The organism is Bacillus sp. FJAT-27231 (assembly GCF_001183975.1).
GTDB classification, from domain to species: domain Bacteria; phylum Bacillota; class Bacilli; order Bacillales; family Domibacillaceae; genus Pseudobacillus; species Pseudobacillus wudalianchiensis.
Genome location: NZ_LFZU01000001.1, coordinates 1,279,689 through 1,303,148, shown reverse-complemented (window position 1 = coordinate 1,303,148; position 23,460 = coordinate 1,279,689). Strand labels below are relative to the sequence as shown.

The 23,460-nt window shown below is 41.8% G+C and carries 25 protein-coding genes; all 25 read right to left on the bottom strand.

Annotated elements, in window-relative coordinates; translation table 11 throughout:
- Window positions 1-8 precede the first annotated feature (8 nt).
- Window positions 9-446, bottom strand: a complete 438-nt coding sequence (locus AC623_RS06210; RefSeq protein WP_049661553.1) for a chemotaxis protein CheW — start codon at window positions 444-446, stop codon at window positions 9-11.
- Window positions 447-476: 30 nt separating this feature from the next.
- Window positions 477-2,516 (bottom strand): chemotaxis protein CheA, encoded by a 2,040-nt coding sequence (locus AC623_RS06205; RefSeq protein ID WP_049661552.1) that lies wholly within the window; start codon window positions 2,514-2,516, stop codon window positions 477-479.
- A 16-nt stretch (window positions 2,517-2,532) separates the two neighbouring features.
- Window positions 2,533-3,606 (bottom strand): protein-glutamate methylesterase/protein-glutamine glutaminase, encoded by a 1,074-nt coding sequence (locus AC623_RS06200; RefSeq protein WP_049661550.1) that lies wholly within the window; start codon window positions 3,604-3,606, stop codon window positions 2,533-2,535.
- 2 nt (window positions 3,607-3,608) lie between these two features.
- On the bottom strand, window positions 3,609-4,484 hold the full coding sequence (locus AC623_RS06195; RefSeq protein ID WP_049661548.1) for a MinD/ParA family protein: 876 nt from the start codon (window positions 4,482-4,484) through the stop codon (window positions 3,609-3,611).
- Window positions 4,481-5,611: a flagellar biosynthesis protein FlhF gene (flhF, locus tag AC623_RS06190; protein ID WP_331457015.1), complete on the bottom strand. Its 1,131-nt coding sequence runs from the start codon at window positions 5,609-5,611 to the stop codon at window positions 4,481-4,483. The genes AC623_RS06195 and flhF overlap by 4 nt, the downstream gene beginning before the upstream one ends.
- Window positions 5,612-5,613: 2 nt before the next feature.
- A complete protein-coding gene (gene flhA, locus AC623_RS06185; RefSeq protein ID WP_049661545.1) occupies window positions 5,614-7,650 on the bottom strand; it encodes a flagellar biosynthesis protein FlhA in 2,037 nt (678 codons plus the stop codon).
- A gap of 24 nt (window positions 7,651-7,674) precedes the next feature.
- Window positions 7,675-8,757: a flagellar biosynthesis protein FlhB gene (flhB, locus tag AC623_RS06180; RefSeq protein WP_049661543.1), complete on the bottom strand. Its 1,083-nt coding sequence runs from the start codon at window positions 8,755-8,757 to the stop codon at window positions 7,675-7,677.
- A gap of 1 nt (window position 8,758) precedes the next feature.
- On the bottom strand, window positions 8,759-9,535 hold the full coding sequence (fliR, locus tag AC623_RS06175) for a flagellar biosynthetic protein FliR (RefSeq protein WP_049661542.1): 777 nt from the start codon (window positions 9,533-9,535) through the stop codon (window positions 8,759-8,761).
- 4 nt (window positions 9,536-9,539) lie between these two features.
- Window positions 9,540-9,809, bottom strand: coding sequence for a flagellar biosynthesis protein FliQ (gene fliQ, locus AC623_RS06170; protein WP_049661540.1), 270 nt, complete (start codon window positions 9,807-9,809; stop codon window positions 9,540-9,542).
- 12 nt (window positions 9,810-9,821) lie between these two features.
- The gene (gene fliP, locus AC623_RS06165; RefSeq protein ID WP_049661539.1) at window positions 9,822-10,487 is read right to left on the bottom strand and encodes a flagellar type III secretion system pore protein FliP; all 666 of its coding nucleotides are present in this window, start codon (window positions 10,485-10,487) and stop codon (window positions 9,822-9,824) included.
- Window positions 10,480-11,166: a flagellar biosynthetic protein FliO gene (locus AC623_RS06160; RefSeq protein WP_049661537.1), complete on the bottom strand. Its 687-nt coding sequence runs from the start codon at window positions 11,164-11,166 to the stop codon at window positions 10,480-10,482. The genes fliP and AC623_RS06160 overlap by 8 nt, the downstream gene beginning before the upstream one ends.
- A 21-nt stretch (window positions 11,167-11,187) precedes the next feature.
- Entirely contained in the window at window positions 11,188-11,550 is a 363-nt protein-coding gene (locus tag AC623_RS06155) for a response regulator (protein WP_041099994.1), read from the bottom strand.
- A 23-nt stretch (window positions 11,551-11,573) separates the two neighbouring features.
- Window positions 11,574-12,773, bottom strand: a complete 1,200-nt coding sequence (gene fliY / locus AC623_RS06150; RefSeq protein ID WP_049661535.1) for a flagellar motor switch phosphatase FliY — start codon at window positions 12,771-12,773, stop codon at window positions 11,574-11,576.
- Window positions 12,766-13,767, bottom strand: a complete 1,002-nt coding sequence (gene fliM / locus AC623_RS06145; protein WP_049661533.1) for a flagellar motor switch protein FliM — start codon at window positions 13,765-13,767, stop codon at window positions 12,766-12,768. The genes fliY and fliM overlap by 8 nt, the downstream gene beginning before the upstream one ends.
- 32 nt (window positions 13,768-13,799) lie before the next feature.
- Window positions 13,800-14,252, bottom strand: coding sequence for a flagellar basal body-associated protein FliL (fliL, locus tag AC623_RS06140; protein ID WP_082174339.1), 453 nt, complete (start codon window positions 14,250-14,252; stop codon window positions 13,800-13,802).
- Window positions 14,242-14,463, bottom strand: coding sequence for a flagellar FlbD family protein (locus AC623_RS06135; RefSeq protein WP_049661531.1), 222 nt, complete (start codon window positions 14,461-14,463; stop codon window positions 14,242-14,244). The genes fliL and AC623_RS06135 overlap by 11 nt, the downstream gene beginning before the upstream one ends.
- A 63-nt stretch (window positions 14,464-14,526) precedes the next feature.
- Window positions 14,527-15,384, bottom strand: coding sequence for a flagellar basal body rod protein FlgG (gene flgG / locus AC623_RS06130; protein ID WP_049661530.1), 858 nt, complete (start codon window positions 15,382-15,384; stop codon window positions 14,527-14,529).
- 164 nt (window positions 15,385-15,548) lie between these two features.
- Complete coding sequence (gene flgD, locus AC623_RS06125; protein WP_049661528.1) at window positions 15,549-16,187, bottom strand: flagellar hook assembly protein FlgD; 639 nt, start codon at window positions 16,185-16,187, stop codon at window positions 15,549-15,551.
- 6 nt (window positions 16,188-16,193) lie between these two features.
- Entirely contained in the window at window positions 16,194-17,564 is a 1,371-nt protein-coding gene (locus AC623_RS06120) for a flagellar hook-length control protein FliK (RefSeq protein ID WP_231603591.1), read from the bottom strand.
- A gap of 40 nt (window positions 17,565-17,604) precedes the next feature.
- Window positions 17,605-18,237 carry a MotE family protein gene (locus AC623_RS06115; protein ID WP_049661524.1) on the bottom strand — a complete coding sequence of 211 codons (633 nt, stop codon included), beginning with the start codon at window positions 18,235-18,237 and terminating at the stop codon, window positions 17,605-17,607.
- 9 nt (window positions 18,238-18,246) lie between these two features.
- Entirely contained in the window at window positions 18,247-18,690 is a 444-nt protein-coding gene (fliJ, locus tag AC623_RS06110; RefSeq protein WP_049661522.1) for a flagellar export protein FliJ, read from the bottom strand.
- A gap of 2 nt (window positions 18,691-18,692) precedes the next feature.
- On the bottom strand, window positions 18,693-20,015 hold the full coding sequence (gene fliI / locus AC623_RS06105; RefSeq protein ID WP_049661520.1) for a flagellar protein export ATPase FliI: 1,323 nt from the start codon (window positions 20,013-20,015) through the stop codon (window positions 18,693-18,695).
- A complete protein-coding gene (fliH, locus tag AC623_RS06100) occupies window positions 20,012-20,794 on the bottom strand; it encodes a flagellar assembly protein FliH (RefSeq protein WP_049661519.1) in 783 nt (260 codons plus the stop codon). Before fliH ends, fliI begins: the two co-directional genes overlap by 4 nt.
- A complete protein-coding gene (gene fliG, locus AC623_RS06095; protein WP_049661517.1) occupies window positions 20,787-21,800 on the bottom strand; it encodes a flagellar motor switch protein FliG in 1,014 nt (337 codons plus the stop codon). Before fliG ends, fliH begins: the two co-directional genes overlap by 8 nt.
- Before the next feature lie 48 nt (window positions 21,801-21,848).
- Window positions 21,849-23,435 (bottom strand): flagellar basal-body MS-ring/collar protein FliF, encoded by a 1,587-nt coding sequence (gene fliF, locus AC623_RS06090; RefSeq protein WP_049661515.1) that lies wholly within the window; start codon window positions 23,433-23,435, stop codon window positions 21,849-21,851.
- Between the last annotated feature and the right edge of the window lie 25 nt (window positions 23,436-23,460).

Genomic DNA, 23,460 nt, shown 5'->3' with positions numbered 1-23,460 from the left:
CTCTGCCTCTACTTAAAAACTCTCTCTAAATTTAATAAAATCAGCAGTCTTTTTTCAAGCTTGGCGACACCTGTAATATATTCTGCTTCCACGGCCCCCACAATGTCAGGCTGAGGCTCGATAATGCTTTTAGGAATATCCAGAACATCATTTGCACTATCTACAACGAGGCCAACTTCAATATCATCAGAAGATGCAATAATAATTCTTGTTTGTTCGTCATACTCTTTCTCTGGCAAGCCGAATCGCTTACGCAAATCGATAATTGGCGTTACAACTCCTCGTAGATTGATCACTCCTTTAATAAAAGGAACAGTCCCTGGTACGCGTGTAATGTGTATCAACTTTTCAATGCCTTGGACTTGGTGGACAGGAAACGCATATTCTTTATCCATTAATTGAAAAGCAATCACTTTGATCATGGACGGAGCTGTGATTTCACTCATTTGTTTGACCTCCTTTTCTTAATTTACTCATTATTTTATTAAGGCGTTGCAGTCTACGATCAAAGCGACTTGTCCATCCCCAAGAATAGTTGCGCCTGAAATAGCAAACACATTTGATAAATAATTTCCCAGTGACTTTAGCACGACTTCCTGCTGACCAATAAAGGAATCAACGACTAAACCAGCCATTTTATCCCCTTTGCGTACAATCACAATAGAGTAAAAATCATCTTCCAGATTTTCCTTCGGTACTTCAAAGATGCGTTCTAAAAAGACGAGCGGTACAATCTTTCCTCGGAAATCAATGACCTGCTGTGTATGAGCATTTAAAACGTCTTCTTTTTTAACAATTGCCGTCTCAATAATAGAGGATAGCGGAATCGCATATTTTTCTTTTTCTACTTCTACTAGCATGACTGAGATAATGGACAGAGTCAGCGGCAGTTGAATAAGGAAGACTGAACCAGCTCCTTCGGCCGCTTCGATGCCAATTGAGCCGCCGAGAGACTCAATGGTTGTTTTTACTACATCCAAGCCTACACCGCGTCCAGAAATGTCAGATATCTTGTCAGCAGTTGAAAAGCCAGAAGCTAGAATTAATTCATAAATTTGATTATCTGACATAGAGGCTGCTTGCTCTTCTGTCACTACACCCTTTGCAAGTGCTTTATGAAGGACTTTTTCTTTGTTAATACCTGCTCCATCATCTTCAATTTCAATGAAGACATGATTTCCGCTATGATAGGCTTTGAGCTTAACAGTGCCTTCTTCGGATTTGCCTTTCGCTTTACGTTCTTCAGGTGTTTCAATTCCATGATCGATCGCATTGCGGATTAAGTGAACAAGCGGATCACCAATTTCATCAATAACTGTTCGATCCAACTCTGTTTCAGCACCAATGATTTCTAAATTAATCTTTTTATTCAAATCACGTGCTAGCTGGCGTACCATTCGGGGGAAACGGTTAAATACCGTTTCTACCGGCACCATTCGCATATTAAGAATAATCGTCTGCAGATCACCTGAAATTCTAGACATTCTTTCGACTGTTTCATTTAACTCCGGATTATTAAGCTCACCTGAAATTTGTTCTAAACGCCCTCTGTCAATAACGAGCTCTTCAAATAAATTCATTAGAATATCAAGCCGCTCAATATTTACACGAATGGTTTTGTTTGAAACAGCCTGTTGTTTCCCCTGCTTTGGCTCTTCTTTCTTTTCTGTTTTTTCAGGAATTGCCGTTGGCATTGGTGGTGCCGGTGCAGCAGCGGCCGCTACTTCTCTTTCTGCTTCTTCCGTTTCCAACGGCTGCGCAATAAACTCAGTCACTGTTACCCGTTCAACTTCCGAGACCTTTTTCACCTTGCTCTCAATATCCTCGGCCGGCTCTTGTGTAATCAGTGTTACCACAAAACGTTCATCAAACTGCTCTGCTTCAAGCTCTTCGGTAGAAGGTGTTGACTTAATCACTTCTCCGCATTTTTCTAGTACTTCAAATACCATGAATACACGAGCTGCCTTAAGTACACAATCGGCCCGCAGTTCTACAGCCACTTCTAAACAATTAAAACCTTGCTCCTTCGACTGCTGAATGACTGTGTATTCAAATTCATCATACTTTACAGTAGAGGAAGGACTGACGGAAGGAGAGGCTTCTATTTGTGCAGAAGCTGCGGTGCTATTTGCCGTTTCTCCATTTTCAATCTTCAAAAGCTTGTCAACGATGTCTGATACATCCCGCTTACCTGTACCGCCAGCAGCAATATCCTGCACCATCGCTTCTAAATCATCAATCGAAGCAAAAACTACATCTAAAATATCAGCCGTAACGTGAAGCTTGTGATTACGAATCGCATCAAGAACATTTTCCATTTTATGCGTTAAGTTAGCGAGATCCTCATACCCCATCGTGGCAGACATTCCTTTTAACGTATGGGCAGATCGGAAAATTTCATTAACAATTGCAAGATCCTCTGGATTCTTTTCCAATAATAACAAGTTTTCATTGATCGCCTGCAAGTGCTCCTTGCTTTCATCAATAAAAACTTCTAAATATTGATTCACTTCCATCAGCCACTCACCCTTTCTATCCTATATACTCTAAAATTTTTTCAGCAATATGTTCCACGGGAACTGTACAATCCACCAAGCGGGTAGCAATAGCGGCTCGTGGCATTCCAAATACGACACATGACTCTTCAGACTCTGCAATTGCCTGCACATTTCCTGCTTCTTTTAGCTTAATTAGCCCGTTTGCCCCATCTGCTCCCATCCCAGTCATAATAACAGCAACCTTATGGAGGCCTGTCACTTTGCTGACAGATTCAAACATTACGTCAACTGCTGGACGATGTCCGCTGATGGGAGGTGATTGATCAAGGTGCACGGTGAGCATCGCTTCCATTTTCTTCACTTTTAAATGAAAGTTTCCTGGACAGATATAAGCAACTCCTTTTTGCAGAACCTCTCCGTTTTCAGCTTCCTTAACATGAATAGCGCACAAGGAATCCAGCCTTTCAGCCAAAGATTTTGTAAATCCCGGCGGCATATGCTGAACAACAAGAACCGGCGCGTCTAAATTCTCCGGCAGCTTAGTCAACACTTTTTGAAGAGCTCGAGGTCCTCCTGTTGACGTCCCTATCACTACAAGACTTTGCTCATTTTCTCGTTTTCTGTTACTGACGGGTTTCCTATCTTTTTTATTCTGCACTGCTGGAATTTGAGTAACAGGATGCACAGCCGAAGTCACGGAACGTAAATTCGCTTTGCTCGCAGCTAGTACTTTTTCAATCAATTCATCTTTAATTCTATGAAGGTCAAGTGAAATCGTCCCTGAAGGTTTTTTAATGAAATCAACGGCTCCTTTTTCCATTGCCTGAAAAGTGGTCTCTGCACCTGTCCCGGTTAAACTCGACAGCATCACAATGGGAGTTGGCATGTTCTCCATAATATAACCTAGGGCATCAAGCCCACCCATCTCGGGCATTTCTACATCCATCGTCACTACATCTGGCTTAAATTCTTTAATTTTTTCAATCGCGTCTTTGCCATTTCGGGCGGTCGCTACAACTTCTAGCTCAGGGTGTAAAGACAAAAATTCAGTAATCAATTTTCTCATAAATGCAGAGTCATCAACGACGATGACTTTTTTCTCTCTCATTATTAGCGCCTGCCTTTCACAAAGAAATGACGAAGCTTAGATATAAAGCTAGCTGTTTCTGATTGATTCAATGACTCTCCTTGTCCCTGTCTATATATTCTTACCGCCTCCTGTAATGCCTTGGAAATTTTGGCATTCGGATAAGCAGTAAGAAAGGGAGTCTGTGCGCTGACAGCTTTTTTTACAACTGTACTTTCAGGAAGTACCCCCAATTCAAAGCTTTCTTTTCCTAAAAACTTGTGGACCGCTTGCTGCAGACGTTTTGCGGCTTCTTGTCCTTCCCTCTCTGAATCTGCCCGGTTGCATAAAAGATAGAAAGCATTTTCTCCGCCATGAGTATGGATGTATTTCATCATGGAATAAGCATCCGTAATCGCAGTCGGCTCAGGAGTCGTAACAACTATTATATCGTCTACTGACATCAGAATATTGAGCGCTTCCTTTGTTGCTCCGGCCCCCATATCAAATAATAAAAAATCATATTGCTGCTGGAGTTCCTCCACATCATTTAGCCACCGGCTTAGATGACTTTCGTCCCACTCAATTAATTGACTAAGACCGGACCCTCCTAAAATATAGGAAATGCCTTCACTGTCTTTGTACACTAGCTCTTCAAGCGAAAGACCCTTTTCAAAAAAGTCAGCAATAGAATACACTGCTGACTGTCCCGTCAATACATGGATGTTTCCCATCCCTATATCCATATCAAATATTAGCACTTTTTTACCATTTTGGGTTAACTCAATCGCAAAATTTAACGAAATATTTGATTTTCCTACTCCGCCTTTTCCACTCACTACGGCTATTGTCTTAGCTCTTCTTCCTGCCAGCCGGTTCAATCTTTTCCGTAGTTCTGCTGCTTGATCATGATTTGTCATAGGCGATCACCAAAAATAATATCAGCGATTGTTTCAGGTTCAGGATGGACCAAATCGTCCGGTACATTTTGCCCATTAGCTAGAAAAGCTGCGCCCTTTCCATATTGGCACATGACATTTATAATTGCCCCATGACTCGTTGTCTCGTCCATCTTTGTGAAAATAAACTGATGGATAGGCACAGCTGAAAATTGCCGGATTACCGCATGAATATCCTGCTCTTTTGAAGTGAGCGATAAGACTAAATAATTTTCCATTTTTTCAAAAGGAATCATCACTCTTAACTCTTTAATAAATTGTTCTTCTAAATAATTGCGGCCTGCTGTATCAATATAAACAACATCATAATCTTTAAATTTTTCAATGGCCTGCTGAATGTCAGCTGGTTGATACGCTACTTCTACAGGTACTTTCAATAAATCCGCATATGTTTTCAACTGTTCAATTGCGGCAATTCTATAGGTGTCAGTCGTGATAAAAGCTGCCTTAAGTTTTTTTTCCAATACACTTTCCGCAGCGATCTTTGCGAGTGTTGTTGTCTTTCCTACACCAGTCGGCCCCACAATGTTCACAAACTTTTTCGGAAGAGGCAGCTGTTCATGCTGCAAAGGCTTAATTTTTTCAATAAGCCACTCCCTGCTCCATTCATCAACTATGTCTTCGCTAACCTGTCCTTTTACTTGCTTCCACTTTTCTAAAAGGACTTGCTTTAATTCTGTAATCAGCGGATCCGCTACCTCTTGTTTTTTTAATTTTACAATTGGCAGCTTAAGCTCATCCGGATAAGCATCTAGTGATAAATGATCTACTCTAGAGAATTGTTTTACGATCTCCTTTAGTTCATTTAATTCCTTTTTCAGCATCTCTTCGCTATTTTTTTCTGTCTTAGACTGAAGAGGGGGCCTGCTGTTTGCAACAGCAGGCGTGACTGCTTCCTTTAACCGAATCGCTTCTTGCGGTGGATTAGGATCAATCGCCGCTACCACTTCGATCAATTTCTTTTTAAATAATCCTAAAAAGCCTCTAGTATATACGGTTTTCGATTGTAGAAGTACGGCCTGTTCTCCAAGTTCAGCGCGAATTTTCTTCATTGCTTCTGGCATGGATGATGCCGTGTATTTTTTCACTTTCAATCTAAGTTCACCACCCCTACGCTTTGAACTTCAACATTAGGCTCTAGTTCATTATAAGATAAGATTGGCAATTGCGGGAAATACCGCTCAGCAAGCTGCCTTACGTACATGCGGATGGCAGGCGAGCATAAAATAATCGGTGCCTGCTGCATAAACGAAACTTGTTCTACCTGAGCTGCCATCGCTTCTAATATTCGCTGGGAATCAGTCGGATCAAGTGATAAAAAGTTTCCGTGCTCCGTCTGTTGAACGCTGTCCGCTACCCGCTTTTCTACTTGCCCTGACAGTGTAATAACTCTTAATGGTTCTCCTGTCTCGGCATATTGCCCTGTGATTTGTCTTGCCAGTGCCTGACGCACATATTCTGTTAACAGATCTGTATCAGACGTCATTTTCCCAAAATCGGCTAGCGTTTCAAAGATGATTGGCAAATTTCTAATCGAAATATTTTCTTTTAACAATTTAGCCAATACCTTTTGAACTTCCCCTACTGTTAAAGGATTAGGCGTTACTTCATCTACTAAAATCGGATAAGATTCTTTTAAATGATCAATAAGCTGCTGTGTTTCCTGACGGCCGAGCAGCTCATAAGCGTTAGCTTTAATGACTTCCGTTAAATGAGTAGAGACGACGCTCGGCGGATCGACGACTGTATATCCTAAAATCTCTGCTTGTTCTTTCATTTCTTCCGTAATCCATTTTGCCGGCAAGCCAAAGGACGGCTCAATCGTATCGATGCCTTCAATTGTGTCATCATCTTCTCCAGGACTCATAGCAAGATAATGATCGAGCAGTAATTCACCTGAGGCCATAACGCTGCCTTTGATTTTAATTCGATATTCATTTGGCTGCAGTTGAATATTATCTCGTATGCGGACAACCGGAATGACAAGCCCTAATTCAATCGCAAGCTGGCGGCGGATCATCACGACCCGGTCGAGCAAATCTCCACCTTGGCTAGCATCAGCTAGTGGAATGAGCCCATAGCCAAACTCAAACTCAATTGGATCAATATTTAACAAGTTCACGACGCTCTCCGGACTCTTCAATTCCTCTGTCTCCATTTCTTCTTCCGCTTCGAATATGTCCACTTCTTCTTTTTTTGGTGTACGCTGCAGCATATAGCCGCCAAAAGCGAGGGCACCAGCAATAGGAATCGTTAACACATCATTGATAGGTGTCGCGATACCAAGCAAGAATATCGTACCGCCTGCCACATAAAGCATCACGGGAAAAGCAAGAAGCTGTGACATAATGTCTTCTCCAAGATTTCCTGTTGAAGCGGCACGTGTCACCACAATTCCTGTTGCTGTTGAAATTAAAAGAGCAGGCACTTGAGAGACAATTCCATCACCGACTGTTAACAGTGAATAACGAGCGGCGGCTTCGGCAGCTGGAAGTCCTTGCTGAACGACACCGATAATCATCCCGAAAATTAAGTTGATGATCACGATGATGATACCTGCGATCGCATCCCCTTTAACGAATTTTGTCGCACCGTCCATTGCTCCGTAAAAGTCGGATTCACGGCTGACTTTTTCCCGTCTTTCTCTCGCTTCCTGCTCTGAAATCATACCCGCATTCAAATCAGCATCAATACTCATTTGTTTCCCGGGCATCGCATCAAGCGTAAAGCGGGCTGCTACTTCAGATACCCGTTCTGATCCTTTTGTAATAACGATAAACTGGATAATAATTAAAATAAGAAAGACAACCATTCCAACGACGATATTTCCGCCGACGACGAATGTCCCAAATGTCTCAACAACGCCGCCAGCTTCCCCTTTGCTCAAGATAGAACGCGTCGTTGACACATTTAGCCCCAGTCGAAATAATGTTAATAACAAAAGCAAAGATGGAAATACAGAGAACTCCAATGCTTCTCTCATATTCATTGAAATGAGCAGCACTAAAAGCGCAAGAGAAATATTGATAATAATTAACACACTTAGCAGCCATGACGGCAGCGGAATAATTAGCATCGCTACTATTAAAATGACACTTAGCAATACGGAGATGTCTCTTGCTTTCATTACTCTCTCTCCTAACAACAAAACTTACAATTTATTTTTCAGACGATAAACATAAGCCAAAATCTCAGCCACTGCTTTGAAAAACTCTTCTGGGATTGGCTGGCCGACCTCTGCTTGATCGTAAAGTGCTCTTGCCAACGGTCTGTTTTCAATCAGCTCTACTTCATTTTCGCCAGCCACATACTTAATTTTCTGAGCTAAGTAGTCGACTCCTTTTGCTACGACTACCGGTGCATCAGCCTCTTTTTCATCATATTTTAAAGCGATTGCATAATGAGTTGGGTTTGTAATGACAACGTCGGCCTGCGGCACTTCCTGCATCATGCGGCTCATCGCCATTTCCCTTTGCCGCTGTTTAATTTTTGACTTGATCAGCGGATCGCCTTCTATGTTTTTGTATTCATCTTTAATGTCCTGCTTTGACATACGAATGCTTTTTTCAAAATCATACTTTTGATATAAAAAATCCAGCAGTGCCAGAAAAAGAAGGGCGGCTGAAGCGGCTGCTCCCATTTGCAGCGTTAACACCCCCACAGTCCTTAATCCATCGGCAACGGACTTAAACGAGAGCTTTATGACCTCTTCAATATTGGACCATAAGATAAAAAAGGTAATGGCGCCAACAAAAGTAATTTTTAACAGCGATTTTAATAATTCTACTAATGCTCTAACAGCAAAAATTCGCTTAAATCCTTTAATAGGATCTAACTTCTCGAGCTTTAGCTTCAGCGGCTCTCCTGTTACCAAAAAACCTACTTGTAAAAAGTTCGCCGCCATCCCTGCTAGAAGAGCCACGAGCATAACCGGTCCTAATATATAGACAAGCTGTCCCATAATTTCAAGAACAATTACTTTAAGATTAGACTCTGTCACTGGCATAGTAAGGTAATATTGAAGTGAATGCTTAAATAAATGAAGAATTTCTTTTCCAATAAAGGAAGAGCCAATGAATAAGAAACCGAACAACGATAGAAGACTGATCGCTGTTGTGACATCCTGACTTTTCGCAACTTGTCCTTTTTTACGGGCATCCTGCTTTTTTTTCGGGGTCGCTTTTTCTGTCTTCTCTCCGGCAAAAAATTGGAGGTCTAACCGCAATTTCTCCACTTTATGTGCCCCCTAGTAATGTCATTACGTCACGCATCGTATAAAGCATCAGTTCAAATAGCTTTTGAAACATCGTAAACATCAGTCCAATGACCACTCCCATAACAACAAAAGCAACTCCTATTTTAATCGGGAAGCCAACAACAAATATATTAAGCTGCGGCACCGTTCTTGCTACTACTCCAAGGGCCACATCGACTAAAAATAATGTTGCTACAACGGGCATGGCCATTTGAAAAGCAATCAAAAACATGGAAGTGAAGGCACGGCTTACATATCCAGCGAGACTTCCGTTGCCAAAGTGAAGTGATACCTGATCAACAGGAATGTATTGATAGCTATAAAAAATGCCGTCTAGTATTAAATGGTGGCCATTGAGTGCAAGCAACAATAATAAGGCAAACATGTAAAGGTATTGCCCCATGAGCGGACTTTGCGCTCCTGTTTGCGGATCGATTACATTGGCGATAGCAAACCCCATCTGAAAATCGATCAGCCCTCCTGCGATTTGGATAGCAGCTATCATAATATACGCTGCTAAGCCAATGAGCAGGCCGACAAGCGCTTCCTTTAAAATTAACAAAAAGTACTCGCCATCAATTTCAAGAGGACCTGCATCTATCGTATAGTACATCGTCCAGGAAAGCAGAACAGCAAACCCGATCCGGTGCATGGCTGGTATAGTCCGATGTGAAAATAACGGAACCGTTATAAAGAAAGTTGAAACACGGACGATAATTAATAGTAAGACAGAAAAATCAGGTATTATTTCTTCCATTCAATCAACCTACAAATCTTGTTAAATTCGTAAACATATCAAGCGTATAAGAAAGCATTTTACTGAGCATCCAGGGTCCGAAAAAGATAAGACCTATTAAAACGGCGACAATTTTCGGAATAAAAGCAAGCGTCTGCTCTTGAATTTGAGTCGTCGCCTGAAAGATACTAACCGCAAGACCAACGACGAGGGCAATTATAAGAAGCGGGCCACAAACGATGATCGTTGTGTAAACACCTTTCTCAGCTAAAGAAATGACCATTTCAGAATTCATTATTCCACCTACTTAAAAGCTTTTCAGCAAGGATTGAATGACTAAATACCAACCGTCTACAAGAACAAATAGCAAAATTTTAAAAGGCAGAGAAATCATCACTGGCGGAAGCATCATCATCCCCATCGACATTAGAATACTAGCGACAACCATGTCGATTACGAGAAACGGGATAAAGACCATGAAGCCAATTTGAAAAGCGGTTTTAATTTCACTTAAAGCAAACGCCGGAACAAGAGAGGTTAAAGGAATATCTTCGACGGTTTTCGGCCGTTCTGCTCCTGAATAGTTTAGAAACAGCTCTAAATCTTTTTGCCTCGTCTGTTCACTCATAAACTCTTTTAGCGGTACACTTGCTTTGTCATATGCCTGTTCAAGGTTAATTTCTTCATTAAATAACGGGGTAAGTGCCTCATCATTTATTTGTTGAAATACAGGAGCCATAATAAAGAAAGTTAAAAACAACGCAAGCCCAAGCAATACTTGTGTCGGCGGCATTTGTTGAGTTGCGAGCGCCGACCTTACGAAAGACAATACGATAATGATCCGCGTAAAACATGTCATCATAATCAAAATGCTAGGAGCAATCGATAACACCGTCAGTAAGAGAAAAAGTTTGACCGACGCAGATACATTATCAGGAGAACTATTGTTGAAAAACTCCATAAACTCATTCATCTTGCTTCTTCTCCCTGTCGTTCATTTTTGAAATGGCCTGCTTGCGCGATTGTTTTATCTCACTCAGTTTATTCTCAAATACTTGTTTAAAAGGATCCTGCTTCTCGCTTTTTTGTGTTTCTTGGCCTTTCCATTTACTGATTAGTTTCGTCATAATATCCTGTGGCTGCAGCATTTGCTCCATTTGATTGCTATAGTGATCAACAAAACGGGATCGTTCCTCCTCATCGTCAATCTCTTGAAGCAGTTGAATATTCTCCCCCACTCCGAGAATTAGAACCCTCTCTCCTATTTTTACCAATTGAATCGAGCGGTTCCCTCCAAGTGGTGTACCTCCTAAATGCTGAATTAATTTTGTTTGCTGGTAAGAACGGCTTTTTTGATTGACGAAGCGCAGTATAAAATAAATAAGGGCAAGAACAAAAATGAGCGCTCCTATCATTTTTAAAAAGTCCCAAATCGTCACGCCAACCGCTGTCCCTGTTTCTATTTGTTGATTTTGTTTGCCTTGCTTTTCCACCTTCGGCTGTTCTGTTTCCTGTCCACACTTTTTAGGACTTTCTAAACAGTCTTTCACATTATTGTCAAATGGCTCTGCTTGCGCAACAGAAACATTGCCTGCAAACAGAGCCATACTGAAGAGGATCAAAGCGAAAGGCTTAAAAAGTTGTTTGATCAAATAACGCACCTTCTTAAGCTTTTATGCTAATGTTTTGGAAATTGCTTCAATAACACGATCCGGCTGGAAAGGCTTTACGATAAAGTCTTTTGCCCCCGCCTGAATCGCATCAATAACCATTGACTGCTGACCCATGGCTGAACACATAATAATTCTAGCATTTGGATCATCTGCCTTAATTTCTTTTAAAGCGGAGATGCCATCTTTTTCAGGCATCGTAATATCCATTGTAACTAAATCCGGTTTTAATTCTTTGTATTTCTCAACAGCTTGCGCCCCATCAGAGGCTTCTCCCACTACTTCAAATCCGTTTTTTGTGAGAATGTCTTTAATCATCATGCGCATGAATGCAGCATCATCCACAACTAGAATACGATTTCCCATCGTTACTAACCCCCAGAATAAAATTAATTTAAGTTTCTTAGACGGTCGCTCTGACTTAAAATATCTGTAATGCGAACGCCGAAATTCTCTTCAATGACAACTACCTCTCCCTTAGCTACTAATCGGCTGTTGACAAGGATATCAACCGGTTCACCAGCTAGTTTATCCAGCTCGATAATAGAACCTGCTGTTAAATCCAGAATATCTTTTACCGATCGATTCGTTCTTCCCAACTCTACCGTTACTTGCAGCGGTATATCCAACAGCATGCTTAAATTACGTTTTTCATGCTCCTGTAGTGGTGGTGGTTCAAACGAAGCAAAAGAAGCAGGCTGAACATTGACAGGCGGCTGCTGAACAGAGGCATTCGCTGCTTGTCCATTTGTCTGTGCAGGCGGCTGGCTATTATGCTGAGTCGGAGCAGATGAAGCTGGAGCTGTCGATTGCTGATTCACCGTTTGAGCCGGCTCCGGCTGAGCTTCAGGCTCCTTCGCTGTTTCCGGTGCAGGCGCTTCTTCGACAGAAGGATTCATTAATTCATGAACAAGCCCTTTAGCAAACTCTAAGGGAACAAGCTGCATAATATTAGAATCAATCAGATCACCAATCGTTAAACGGAAAGAGATTTTCACAAGCAGTTCTTGTTCTTTTAGTGCATCTTCGCCTTTCCCTACATTCAAATCCATTAAACCGATCGAAGGCGGAGAAATATCAACACGCTTATTAAAAATCGTTGACATAGAGGTTGCAGCCGAACCCATCATCTGATTCATTGCTTCCTGTACGGCGCTTAATTGGATCTCTCCTAAGTTTTCATCAGGGTTGGTCCCGTCGCCTCCGAGCATTAAGTCAGCAATAATGGCTGCATCTGATTGTTTAATAACGAGCAGATTAGTCGCCCCTGTAAATCCCTCTGTATACTCTACTTCAATTGCTACATATGGATGAGGAAATTCATCCTTTAGATTTTGACGATCGATAACACTAACTGTTGGCGTTGTAATTTCCACTTTCTGATTTAACAAACTAGAAAGTGCCGTAGCTGAGCTCCCAAATGAAATGTTACCGATTTCGCCGAGGGTATCCTGCTCAAAAGAGTCTACATACATTTCTGTAGCCGATGCAGCGGCTGCCTCCATTGTATGATCGCTTTCCTCATTTATATCTGCTGTACCTCTTAACAAGGCGTCTATTTCTTCTTGAGAAAGCATGCCGTCACCCATTGTCCTCATCTCCCCCCTTGAAATCATCAAGAATTTGAATGGCTATTTTTTTATTCATTTTTCCAGGTTGCGCGGTAAATTTTGGAATGTCGCTCACTTTTACGATGAGCGGTTCATTAATACTTTTTTCCAGTTCAATGACATCACCGTTAGCAAGCGCCAAAAAGTCCTCTATCATAATAGTAGTACCGCCAAGTTCAGCTATAATAGGAACCTCTGCTTTTTGAATTCGTCGTTGTAAATTTTCATACTCCCCTGGCTGTCTTTCTTTTTTGTCCGGATTTTGCATCCAATAATGGACAGAAAGCTTGGGAATAACTGGCTCTAAAACGACGTGAGGTATACAAATATTAATCATGCCTGTCGTTTCACCGATTGTTGTATCTAATGATATCACAACTACCGTTTCATTCGGAGATACCATCTGCAAAAATTGTGGATTTACTTCAAAATTTGTCATAAGTGGATCAATATCCATAAGATTCGCCCAGGCCTCACGGTAATTCTCGAACGCCCGTTCAAATATATTAGACATAATCTTTGTTTCTATTTCCGTTAATCCCTCAACGCTATGAACACTTGCTCCGCGGCCGCCAAGTAATCGATCTAAAACAGCGTAGGCAATATTGGGGTTCACTTCCATCAGAACGTGCCCATCAAGCGGCGGCACTTCAAAGACGTTTAACACCGTCATATTGGGAATAGAGCGGATGAATTCTTCATAAGGGACTTGATCCGTTGATGCGACTGAAATCTGTACGAACGTCCGCAGCTGAGCAGAAAAAAAAGTCGTTAAGATTCGAGCAAAATTATCATGCATCCGCGTTAAGCTGCGAATTTGGTCTTTTGAAAAGCGGAGGGCTCTCTTAAAGTCGTAAGTTTTAACTCTTTTCTCCTGCTCTTCTTTCTTCAGTTCATCCGCATTCATTTCTCCTGTAGAAAGAGCGGACAGCAAGGCATCTATTTCATTTTGCGATAAAACCTCTCCCGGCATGCTGTCACCTCCATCAAATAAATTGTCATGTATTACTGGATAATATAAGAGGTGATATAAACGTCAAGCACTTCTCCATCCTGCATAATTTCATTTAACTGATCTTTTAGCCGATTTGTCAATTGTTCTTTTCCTTTTTTCCCTTTTAAATCCTGCGATTTCATTTCAGAAAGCTCTTCAATAATAATATTCTTTGCTTGGAAATCACGCTTTGTTAGTTCCTCTTGCGCTTTTTTACTGTCTGTCTGAATTTTAAATGAGATGCGGATATAGTCATCCGACGCAAGATTCGTCGTCATTTCCGGAATATCTACGGAGGACTCAATGACCTCATCAATATCAGGCTCTTTTGCACTGCCCTCTTTAGAAGACTTTAAGATAATGATAATTGCTACGGTGCCGATCAATAAAATGACTGCTAACATGACGATCATCACGGTAAGCAGCTTGTTATTCCCTTTTCCGGCTTTCGCTTCAGTCTCCACTCTTCATCTCTCCTTGCTCCATTTTCCCTAATACGTGCACCCGGCGATAAAACTCCTCCAGCCGCTTTCTTACCTCTTCCTCCGACTCGCGCACAATATATTTCTTTCCATTCGAAAGTGTAATCGTTGTATCAGGGAAACTCTCAATTGTTTCAATATAAAGAGCATTCAGCGAAAACGACTTGCCATTTAATCTCGTTACACTAATCAATAGATTTTCAGGGTTGAAGCGGCAGCTCCAACCCTGACACCCCCTTCATTTACAAATCAGCTATTACCGTTTCAGATTCACAAGCTCCTGAAGAATTTCATCCGACGTCGTAATAATACGCGTATTCGCCTGGAATCCACGCTGCGCCACGATCATTTCTGTGAACTCTTCAGAAAGGTCCACGTTGGACATTTCTAGTGTGCCGGAGACGATTGTGCCGGCTCCCTTTGTACCAGGAACGTTTCCAATTAATTTATTGTCTGCTGTTTCAATATCACCAGAATTATTAGTTACTTGATAAAGGTTATTACCCAACTTTTCTAAACCATCAGGGTTCGCTACTTTGGCAAGAAGAATTTGACCTGCTAATTTTGGTGTACTGCTACCTTCCTCTACATAAGTTACTTTACCATCCGCACCAATACTAAAACTTTTTGCGGTACTGGGTATTGTGAGTCGCCCTGCGGTTCCTGTCAAAGCACCGCTACTATCAACTGTATCTCCAAGTAAATAATATCCATCAGAGTTAACAATCTGCCCAGTTTTATCTAAATAGAAGTTTCCTGCTCTTGTAAGATATTCATTCGTTGTTGCACCAGTGCCGTCTTGTACAAAAAAGAATCCGTCACCTGAAATAGATAGATCTAGAGGTCTGGCTGTTGTTTGCAAACTCCCTTGCGTATGAATTGTATCTATCGCACTTAGTTGCCCCCCAAGACCTACTTGCTTAGGGTTTGTTCCTCCACGGGCTGTTCCCGGCGCACTAGCTCCAGAAATCTGCTGACTCACCATATCCTTAAAGGTAACACGGCCTTTTTTAAATCCAAATGTATTAACGTTAGCAATATTATTACCAATAACATCTAATTTATTTTGAAAGCCTTTCATTCCGCTGATTCCTGAGTACATTGAACGTAGCATTGATTATTTTTTCCCCTTTCGAATGGGCTTCTTTTACAAACCCAATTCGTTATTTTCAATGGACTGACCATCCTCTTGCTTCTTGATTATTATCGGCTCATAGGCCGGTTTGATTAGGTCTTTTTTGTGAAATTTGTCGTTTTTATTTAAAAAAATGGCAGCGACTATTTTTCAATTTTCGTCAAAGAAGAAGGGCTGACTTTTTCCCCATTATCTAATTGCAGCCAGATGGCACCGTCCTTCATTGAAACGGATTGAACGGTGGCTGTTTGGTCGGCTCCCTCTTTATTCCAGGTGACTTTATGCCCAATCAAATGGCTGGCATCGACAAGTGAATGGCTGCTGCCGGCTCCGCTGCCGCCCTTCACTTCTGAAATATTAGCCGGTTCTAATATCGTTCCGTCTGTCATTAAAAATTGAACGCCATTTCCTTTAAACTGAACGGAAGCGATCGTCCCTGTTCCTGTCTGTACTTCTGGTTCAGCGTTCGGGTCGCTGTTTCCCACAATTTTATGCCAGGTCACTTCTTTGCCAACGAACGAATTATAGCTGATCATCTGGGAAGCCTGCTGCATTTGCAAAAATTTATCAAAAGAAGTAGCCATGTTGGTCATTTGTTCTAAGGATGAAAATGTGGCCATCTGAGCGATAAAATCTTTATCCTCCATCGGGCTGAGCGGATCCTGATTTTGCAGCTGTGTCATTAAAATCTTTAAGAACTCATCTTTCCCCAGTGCACTATTTCCTGTTTTCGGCTGCTGCTTGTTGTTTGCTAAGTATAAGCTGGGATCAATTTTAGCCATAGGTTGTTAAACCTCCATGTTTAATAATAAGTCTTGAAAGTTTTCCGTTGGCTCGTCATCCGTTTCCTGAGATTTTGCTTCCTGTTGTGGCTGACGGGATTGCTCGTGCTGTTGCTGTTGCTGACGATCAAACTTCTGCGGTTCTGCCTGACTGAATGTTAATTCGATTTTATCGACCGCAACATTTTGCTGGCTAAAGGCATGCTTTAGGCTGCTTACATGCTGTTCAAACAGCTCTTTTACCGCAGGAGTGGAAGATAGGATTTTCGCTGTCATGACGCCATTTTGCTGCAGCAGCTCAATGCGCAAGCTTCCGAGCTGCTCGGGATACAGTCTTAACAGCAGCTTTGTCCCATTTGGCATTTTCACTAAATTAGAGTTCCCAAGAATTTGCGAAAACTTTTCCATAAATTGCTCCATGTTCATCGGCCGTGGATTTGTTTGAACACTCATTGAAAAAGTTTCCGTACGGCCCAGCGGATGAAAAAATGGTTGAATGTGCGTCGTTCCTTCTTTCCCAGGCAATAAAGCTATAGTTTTTTGTACTGCTTGTCCGTCTGTTAGCTTATCCATCAATTCTTGTTGAGGAGTACTAGACTGATGAGCAGAGGATAACTTTGTATTGCTTGCTGATGGCTGCAAAAAACTTTGAAAAGCTTTTTGTAAAATGGCTGCCCGGTTATCTGATTGCGGCTGTGCCAGCAGTTTCTCTAACTTGCCAGCCACTTCTTTCATCATTGTTTTCAATACCGCTTGTGAGGCAAGGTCTTTTGTTTGACTATCTGCTTTTTCACCTAGCAGCTGCCACAGCTTCCCTGCCTGTAAAACAGTTTGCACAGCCTTTTCTTCAAGCGTTGGCCATTCCTTCGAAGGAACAGCTGCCAATAGTTGAATTGCCTGCAATAAGGCATTCATTCCTTCTTCTCCGACTAATTCAATCGGCGGATCTTCTTTCTGTACCTCGCTTTGGACTGTCTTTGCAGACTCCACCGGAAGAGCTCCCGCTTTTTCCGTACTAGCCAAAGCTGTAAGCTGGTCCGTTAAATCTTGGATGCTCTTTTGCAGCTGTTCTGTACTCATCCCTAAAAAGGCAGCGAGCTCTTCAAAAGAAGGCTGCTTTCCATCAGCCATCCATTCTTTAGCGATCAATTTAATCGCTTCTGGTATATTTAACAAACCTTCTAAACCGGTTGCTTCAACAATTTGCTTTTCTTCCATAAGCCTAGTCTGTGTCGGGTTGACAGTGGTTTCTTCAACCGGAGTGCTGCTTTGCTGTCCAGTAAGGATTGTTTTAAAATCCCCTGTCGAGGCAGCCTGCTCATTGACTGGTGTTGGCTGTCTATTCGTTTGGGCTGAGAGCGCATTTACTAATTGCATCACGATCTTGCCATCCCCCTGCTCTTATAATCATCGGCCACTAGGAAGCGCCTGAAAGTATTTTCGTGTATTTAGCAGCTTTGTCCGGAGGAAGCTTCTCTAAAACAGCCGCCTGCTTTTCTGTACTCATTTCTGTTAAAATTTTCACTGCTTCATTATCAGACAAATTGACTAAAATGCTGGCAATATTTTTCGGTGCCATTGCTTCATATGTGTCGCTTAACTTCTTATTTTCACCGTTCTGCTGCTCTTTAGCTGTATCAGCCGTATCTCCTTGCTGCCGTAATTTCTCTATTTCGATTTCTAAGCGGTCTTTCTCTGTTAACAGGTCTTCCGTTTTTTTATCGGACGTCTTTAGCTTTTTTTCAAGCTGTTCTATCTTTGCTTCTTTATTTTTTATTTCCGCTTGAAGCGAAACGACCTTTTCCTTGTCTGTTTGGCCGCCCTCATTGTTTCCTCCATCGTCTATGAGCTTGGAAACGACGGGGACATGTTCTCCTATTTCTTTTGCTTTCTCAAATACATTTACACCCGCTACAGTCATTACGATCAAGGCAACCGTAATGGCAAACAGCAATGGAATTACAAGAACAAAAAGAATCCATTGAAATACGCCATATCCTTTCTCTTCTTCTATTTCCACGAATTCTTCTTTTTTCTTTTTCTTTGCCAAGACCCTCACCTATTTTCCACGGTTCATAAATTGAATGGCTGAAATTTCATCCATTTGTTTACTTTCCTCTTCCAACAAGCTTTCTTTGAACTTCTCAAAGTCTTTTTCTTTTATTTTTTCGTATTTTTTTACTTCTATATTTTTCTCTTGCAGCTGCTGCTCATGCCATTGCATTTTACTGCGGGCATTTATGACTACTTGCTGCTGATAGTGAATCGTTTGCTCTAGATTAGAAACAAAAAGCTGGTAGTGCTGAATTTCATGGATCGAAAAGCCGCTAACCATTTTTGTTTCCTGAAAATCAATCAAACTTTCTTTTTTCTTTAATAAAGAATATAACTTCTCAGCTGCTTCTTCGAATTGCTTTAACGATTCGTTATAAAGAGTTTGTGTTTCTTCCTTTTCACGTTCTTTCAGCTGCAGTATTTTTTGGAATTTATAATGATACACCATGTTTAATATTCTCCCCTTTCAGCTAACTGAATAAGAGATACTACGCTTTCTTCTAGGGAAATTTTTTCATCTGTCCGCTGTTTTAAATAAGAAATGATCTTTGGATAATATTCAATAGCGCGGTCTATTTCAGCCGATGAGCCTTTTTTGTAAGCACCAATATTAATGAGATCTTCAGAATTTAAATATGTGCTCATCATGTCTCTAATTTGAATAGCGGCTTGCTTGTGTTCTTCCGTTGCTAAATGACTCATTAGCCGGCTCACACTTTTTAACACGTTAATCGCCGGATACTGTCCTTTATTAGCAAGCGCCCGATCAAGGACAATATGCCCATCTAATATCCCTCTGACTGCGTCAGCAATGGGCTCATTCATGTCATCCCCATCGACGAGCACTGTATAAAAAGCTGTAATTGTGCCTAACTCGTTTGTGCCAGTCCGTTCTAGCAGCTTCGGCATGATGGCAAATACGGAAGGTGTGTAACCTTTCGTTGCCGGTGGTTCTCCGACTGCTAGCCCAACTTCCCGCTGCGCCATCGCCACCCTTGTAACAGAATCCATCATTAACATGACATTTAGGCCTTTATCTCTGAAATATTCAGCAATAGCCGTCGCTGTAAAGGCGCCTTTGATTCTCATTAAGGCTGGCTGATCGGATGTAGCTGCAACAACAATTGAGCGAGAACGTCCTTCCGGGCCAAGGTCGCGTTCGATAAATTCCCTTACTTCTCTCCCGCGCTCTCCAATTAAGGCAATCACATTTAAATCCGCTTTTGTATTGCGGGCAATCATGCCAAGCAGGGTGCTTTTGCCAACACCGCTTCCCGCAAAAATGCCAATCCGCTGTCCCTTTCCAACGGTTAACATACTATCAATCGCCCGTACACCTACTTCTAGCCGGTCATGAATGGGCGGCCGGGTAAGGGGATTAGGCGGACTTTGCTCTGTTCCAACAGAAGTAAGTGTTTTCGGAAGAGAAGTTCCATCCATTGGATTTCCCATTGAATCGACTACTTTTCCAATCAGCGAAGGGCCAACTTTAATAGCTAAAGGGTGCCCTAAAGATTCCACAAGGCTTCCCGGTGAAATATCGCTTATATCGCTGTAGGGCATTAAAATGACCATTTCATCTTTAAAGCCGATCACTTCTGCATGGATGATCTGATCTTTAGCTGCTCCGTTTGGATAGATAAGACAAACATCGCCAATGGACGATTTTGGACCTTGTGATTCAATCATTAAACCAACTACCCGCTTTATACGTCCATACCGCTTATACGTATCAAGACTGCTAATTTTTTGAGCTAACTTGGATAGCTTCAATGTTCTTCACCTTCAAGAAGTTCAAATAGTTGTTTTCTTAACTGCTGCAACTGGCTATCAAGTCCGATTTCGATCCGGCCATGACTCGTTTCAATGTAGCAGCCGTCTTCCTCCAGCTTTTCATTCGGATAAATATAACAAAGTGTATCAATTGGAAACATGGCATCTATTTCTTCTTTTTGACTAACGACAAACGAATAGTGTGCCGGATGAACGTGTATTTGGATTTCTTTCTGGTCTGGCATATCTTTTAGCGCTTGCTTGATCATCGTTAAGAAGGTTTGCTCGTCTTCTTGGAGTTTTTGGCTAGTAATCCTTTCAGCTGACTTTATGGCAATATCGAGTATGAGTTTTTCAGATCGCTGAACATTCATTTCATACTCTTTTTTTGAACATTCCACCGCTTCTTTTGCTGTCTCAATCAACTCTATATAGTCATCGTATCCTGCTTTACGTCCTTGGGCTTGACCAGCCTGAAATCCTTCTTCATAAGCTTGTTCAACTAACGCTTGCTTCTCTGCCTCCCACGATTGCTTTTCGCTTTCTATCGCTTGTTCGATTTCTCGTCGTTGCTGTTCCGCTTGAGCAATCATATCGCGAGCTGCTGCCTCAGCCTCTTCCAATATCCTTTTTTTGTCTTCCTCAAAATAAACTGTTTGATTTGACAGCCCTTCTCCCTGATCTAAATCGGGAGGCGGGGAGTGAAACACCTTTACTTTGATTTCTTTATTCGTTTCGCTCGTACGTTCGGCCCGGTAGGATTTGATAATTCTAGACAATAATGTCATCCCCTCCACCGCGGGCTATAATAATTTCACCAGCTTCTTCAAGTCTCCGGATTGTACTTACAATTCGGGACTGTGCCTCTTCTACATCACGCAGCCGCACAGGACCCATAAATTCCATTTCTTCCTTGAAGGTTTCTACCATCCGCGTCGACATATTTCGGAAGACAACCTCTTTTACATCCTCACTGGATACTTTTAACGACAGCAATAGATCTTCGTTCTCACAATCACGAATGACGCGCTGAATAGAACGATTATCCAATGTGACGATGTCTTCAAAGACAAACATCCGCTTTTTAATCTCTTCAGCGAGTTCAGGATCCTGAATTTCCAGAGAGTCCAGAATCGTTTTTTCTGTTGCCCGGTCGACACCATTCAATACCTCTACGACTGCTTCTACTCCGCCTGTTTGCGTGTAATCTTGTGTAACGGTAGCACTTAGCTTTCGCTCCAGAATGGCCTCTACTTCATTGATAATCTCGGGAGAGGTACTATCCATAATAGCAATTCTCCTAGCAATATCCGCCTGCACATCTTGAGGCAGTTCAGAAAGAATCTGACCTGCCTGCTGTGGATCTAAGTAAGAAAGAATTAAAGCGATCGTTTGTGGGTGTTCATTTTGAATAAAATTTAAAATCTGGCTTGCTTCTGCTCTGCGTGCAAAATCAAAAGGTCTAACCTGTAAGGAAGACGTGAGTCTATTAATAATGTTCTGTGCTTGATCTTTGCCGAGCGCTTTTTCAAGAACTGTCTTGGCATACCCAATGCCGCCTTGTGTGATATAATCTTGGGCCAGCGCGATATTATGAAACTCTTCAAACACTTCCTCTTTCGCCTCAGCATCGACTTTTTTCACTCCTGATATTTCCAAAGTGAGCCGTTCGATCTCTTCTTCCGATAAATGCTTATAAACAGAAGCAGATACGTCCGGGCCGAGGGAAATAAGAAGAATGGCCGCTTTTTGTTTTCCTGTTAATTTTTTTTCTCTCACAGCCATCATAAACTCCTCCTATTCAGCACATGCTTATCTTTACATAATCGATTCTTATTCTTCCGATAACCAGGATCGAAGGAGCTTAGCGAATTCTTCAGGTTTCTCTTTCGCCATCTTCTCCAACTGCTTTCTGCGGGCTGACGCTTCTGTTTCAATTTCATTAATATCTTCAAGTGTTTCAACTGGGTCCATTTCCTCTTCGAATTCCTCTTCCTCTTCTCGGCGACGAGCACGTAAAATAAGGAAGACTAAAATTCCGATAACAATGAGCAGTACCGCTCCAATCACATATACCCACCAAGGGATACTCGATTGCTTTTCCTCATCAAATGTCACTTTGCCTTTAAACGGCTGAACAGAAACGGCAATTTTTTGCTCTAAATCCTGATCCGTTAACTGTTGGTTATACCCTTTATCTATGGATGTGCGGACAATCGTACCAAGCATTTGCTGGATATCATCCACCCGCTCTTGAGGCAATGAATCCGGGTTGTTAGCTTTTGGAGGCTCAACCATCACTTGAATGCCTAAATCACGAATCTTATAAGGACTTTCTTTAATTTTCTTTCGAATACGATTTACTTCGTTATTAATCGTTTCCTCTGAACGTTCATAATCTCCGGAACCACCTGCTCCCTCCATATAAGTGGAGCCTTGTGAATCAGCCGGGTCTTCTCCTTGGGGAACACCGCCCGCCGCCGCCTTATCCCCCGTAAAGGTTTCGGTAATTCGCTGAGCACTAATCTGAATTCCTTGCATCTTTTCTTCATCGACAGGAGTAACGAGGTTCTCTTCTCTATTTTCCTGAGTAAAATCGATATCCGCAGTGACGGATACTACAACCTTGTCCTGTCCCATAAGTGTCCCAAGCATACTCTGAACTTGGCGCTGAATATCCCGCTCAACATTTTTTTTGATTTCCATTTGTTGAACCATCTCATTGCCAGATAAAGAACTGCCGCCACCCTGCTGGTCATAATACTCAAAATTTTGATTCATAATAACAATATTCTCAGGTGGCAAGTTCGGCACAGTTTTCGAGACGAGATGATAAAGTGCTCGAATTTGTTTTTCATCAAACTGATATCCAGGCTCAGTGTTCAATACGACGGACGCTGAAGCTTTTTCTCCATCGTCTCTCACGAATACATCTTTTTCGGGAAGATTAATCATGACCTTCGCATCTTTTACTCCCTCAATCCCTGTTATCAAGTGAGCAAGTTCAGTCTGCATGGCATCGAGCTTTAAAATGTTAAATTCATTGTCGGTCATCCCAAAGCCAGCATTTTCACTAAAAAATCCATAATCAATGCTTCCTGACTTAGGTAGTCCCTCAGCTGCCAAATCTACCTTTAATGAATCTACGGTTTCTTCAGGAACTAATATCCCGGTTCCTCCTTCAGTAATTTCATACTTGATTCCCCGGCCATCTAAATTTTCTTTTATCGCTCCTACTTCTGTAGGTGAAAGGTCGCTGTAAAGGGGTACCATCGTCTCCCTTGTCATAAATAGAACAAGAGCACTAATAGCGATCACGAATAACAAAAAGGAACCAATTCCTATCCACTTTTGCCTTTTCGTCCGGCTACTCCAATATTCTCTTATTCTCGTTAATTGTTGGCGTATCGTTTCATTCATCACAATCCCCCGGTTAAGTTGCTTC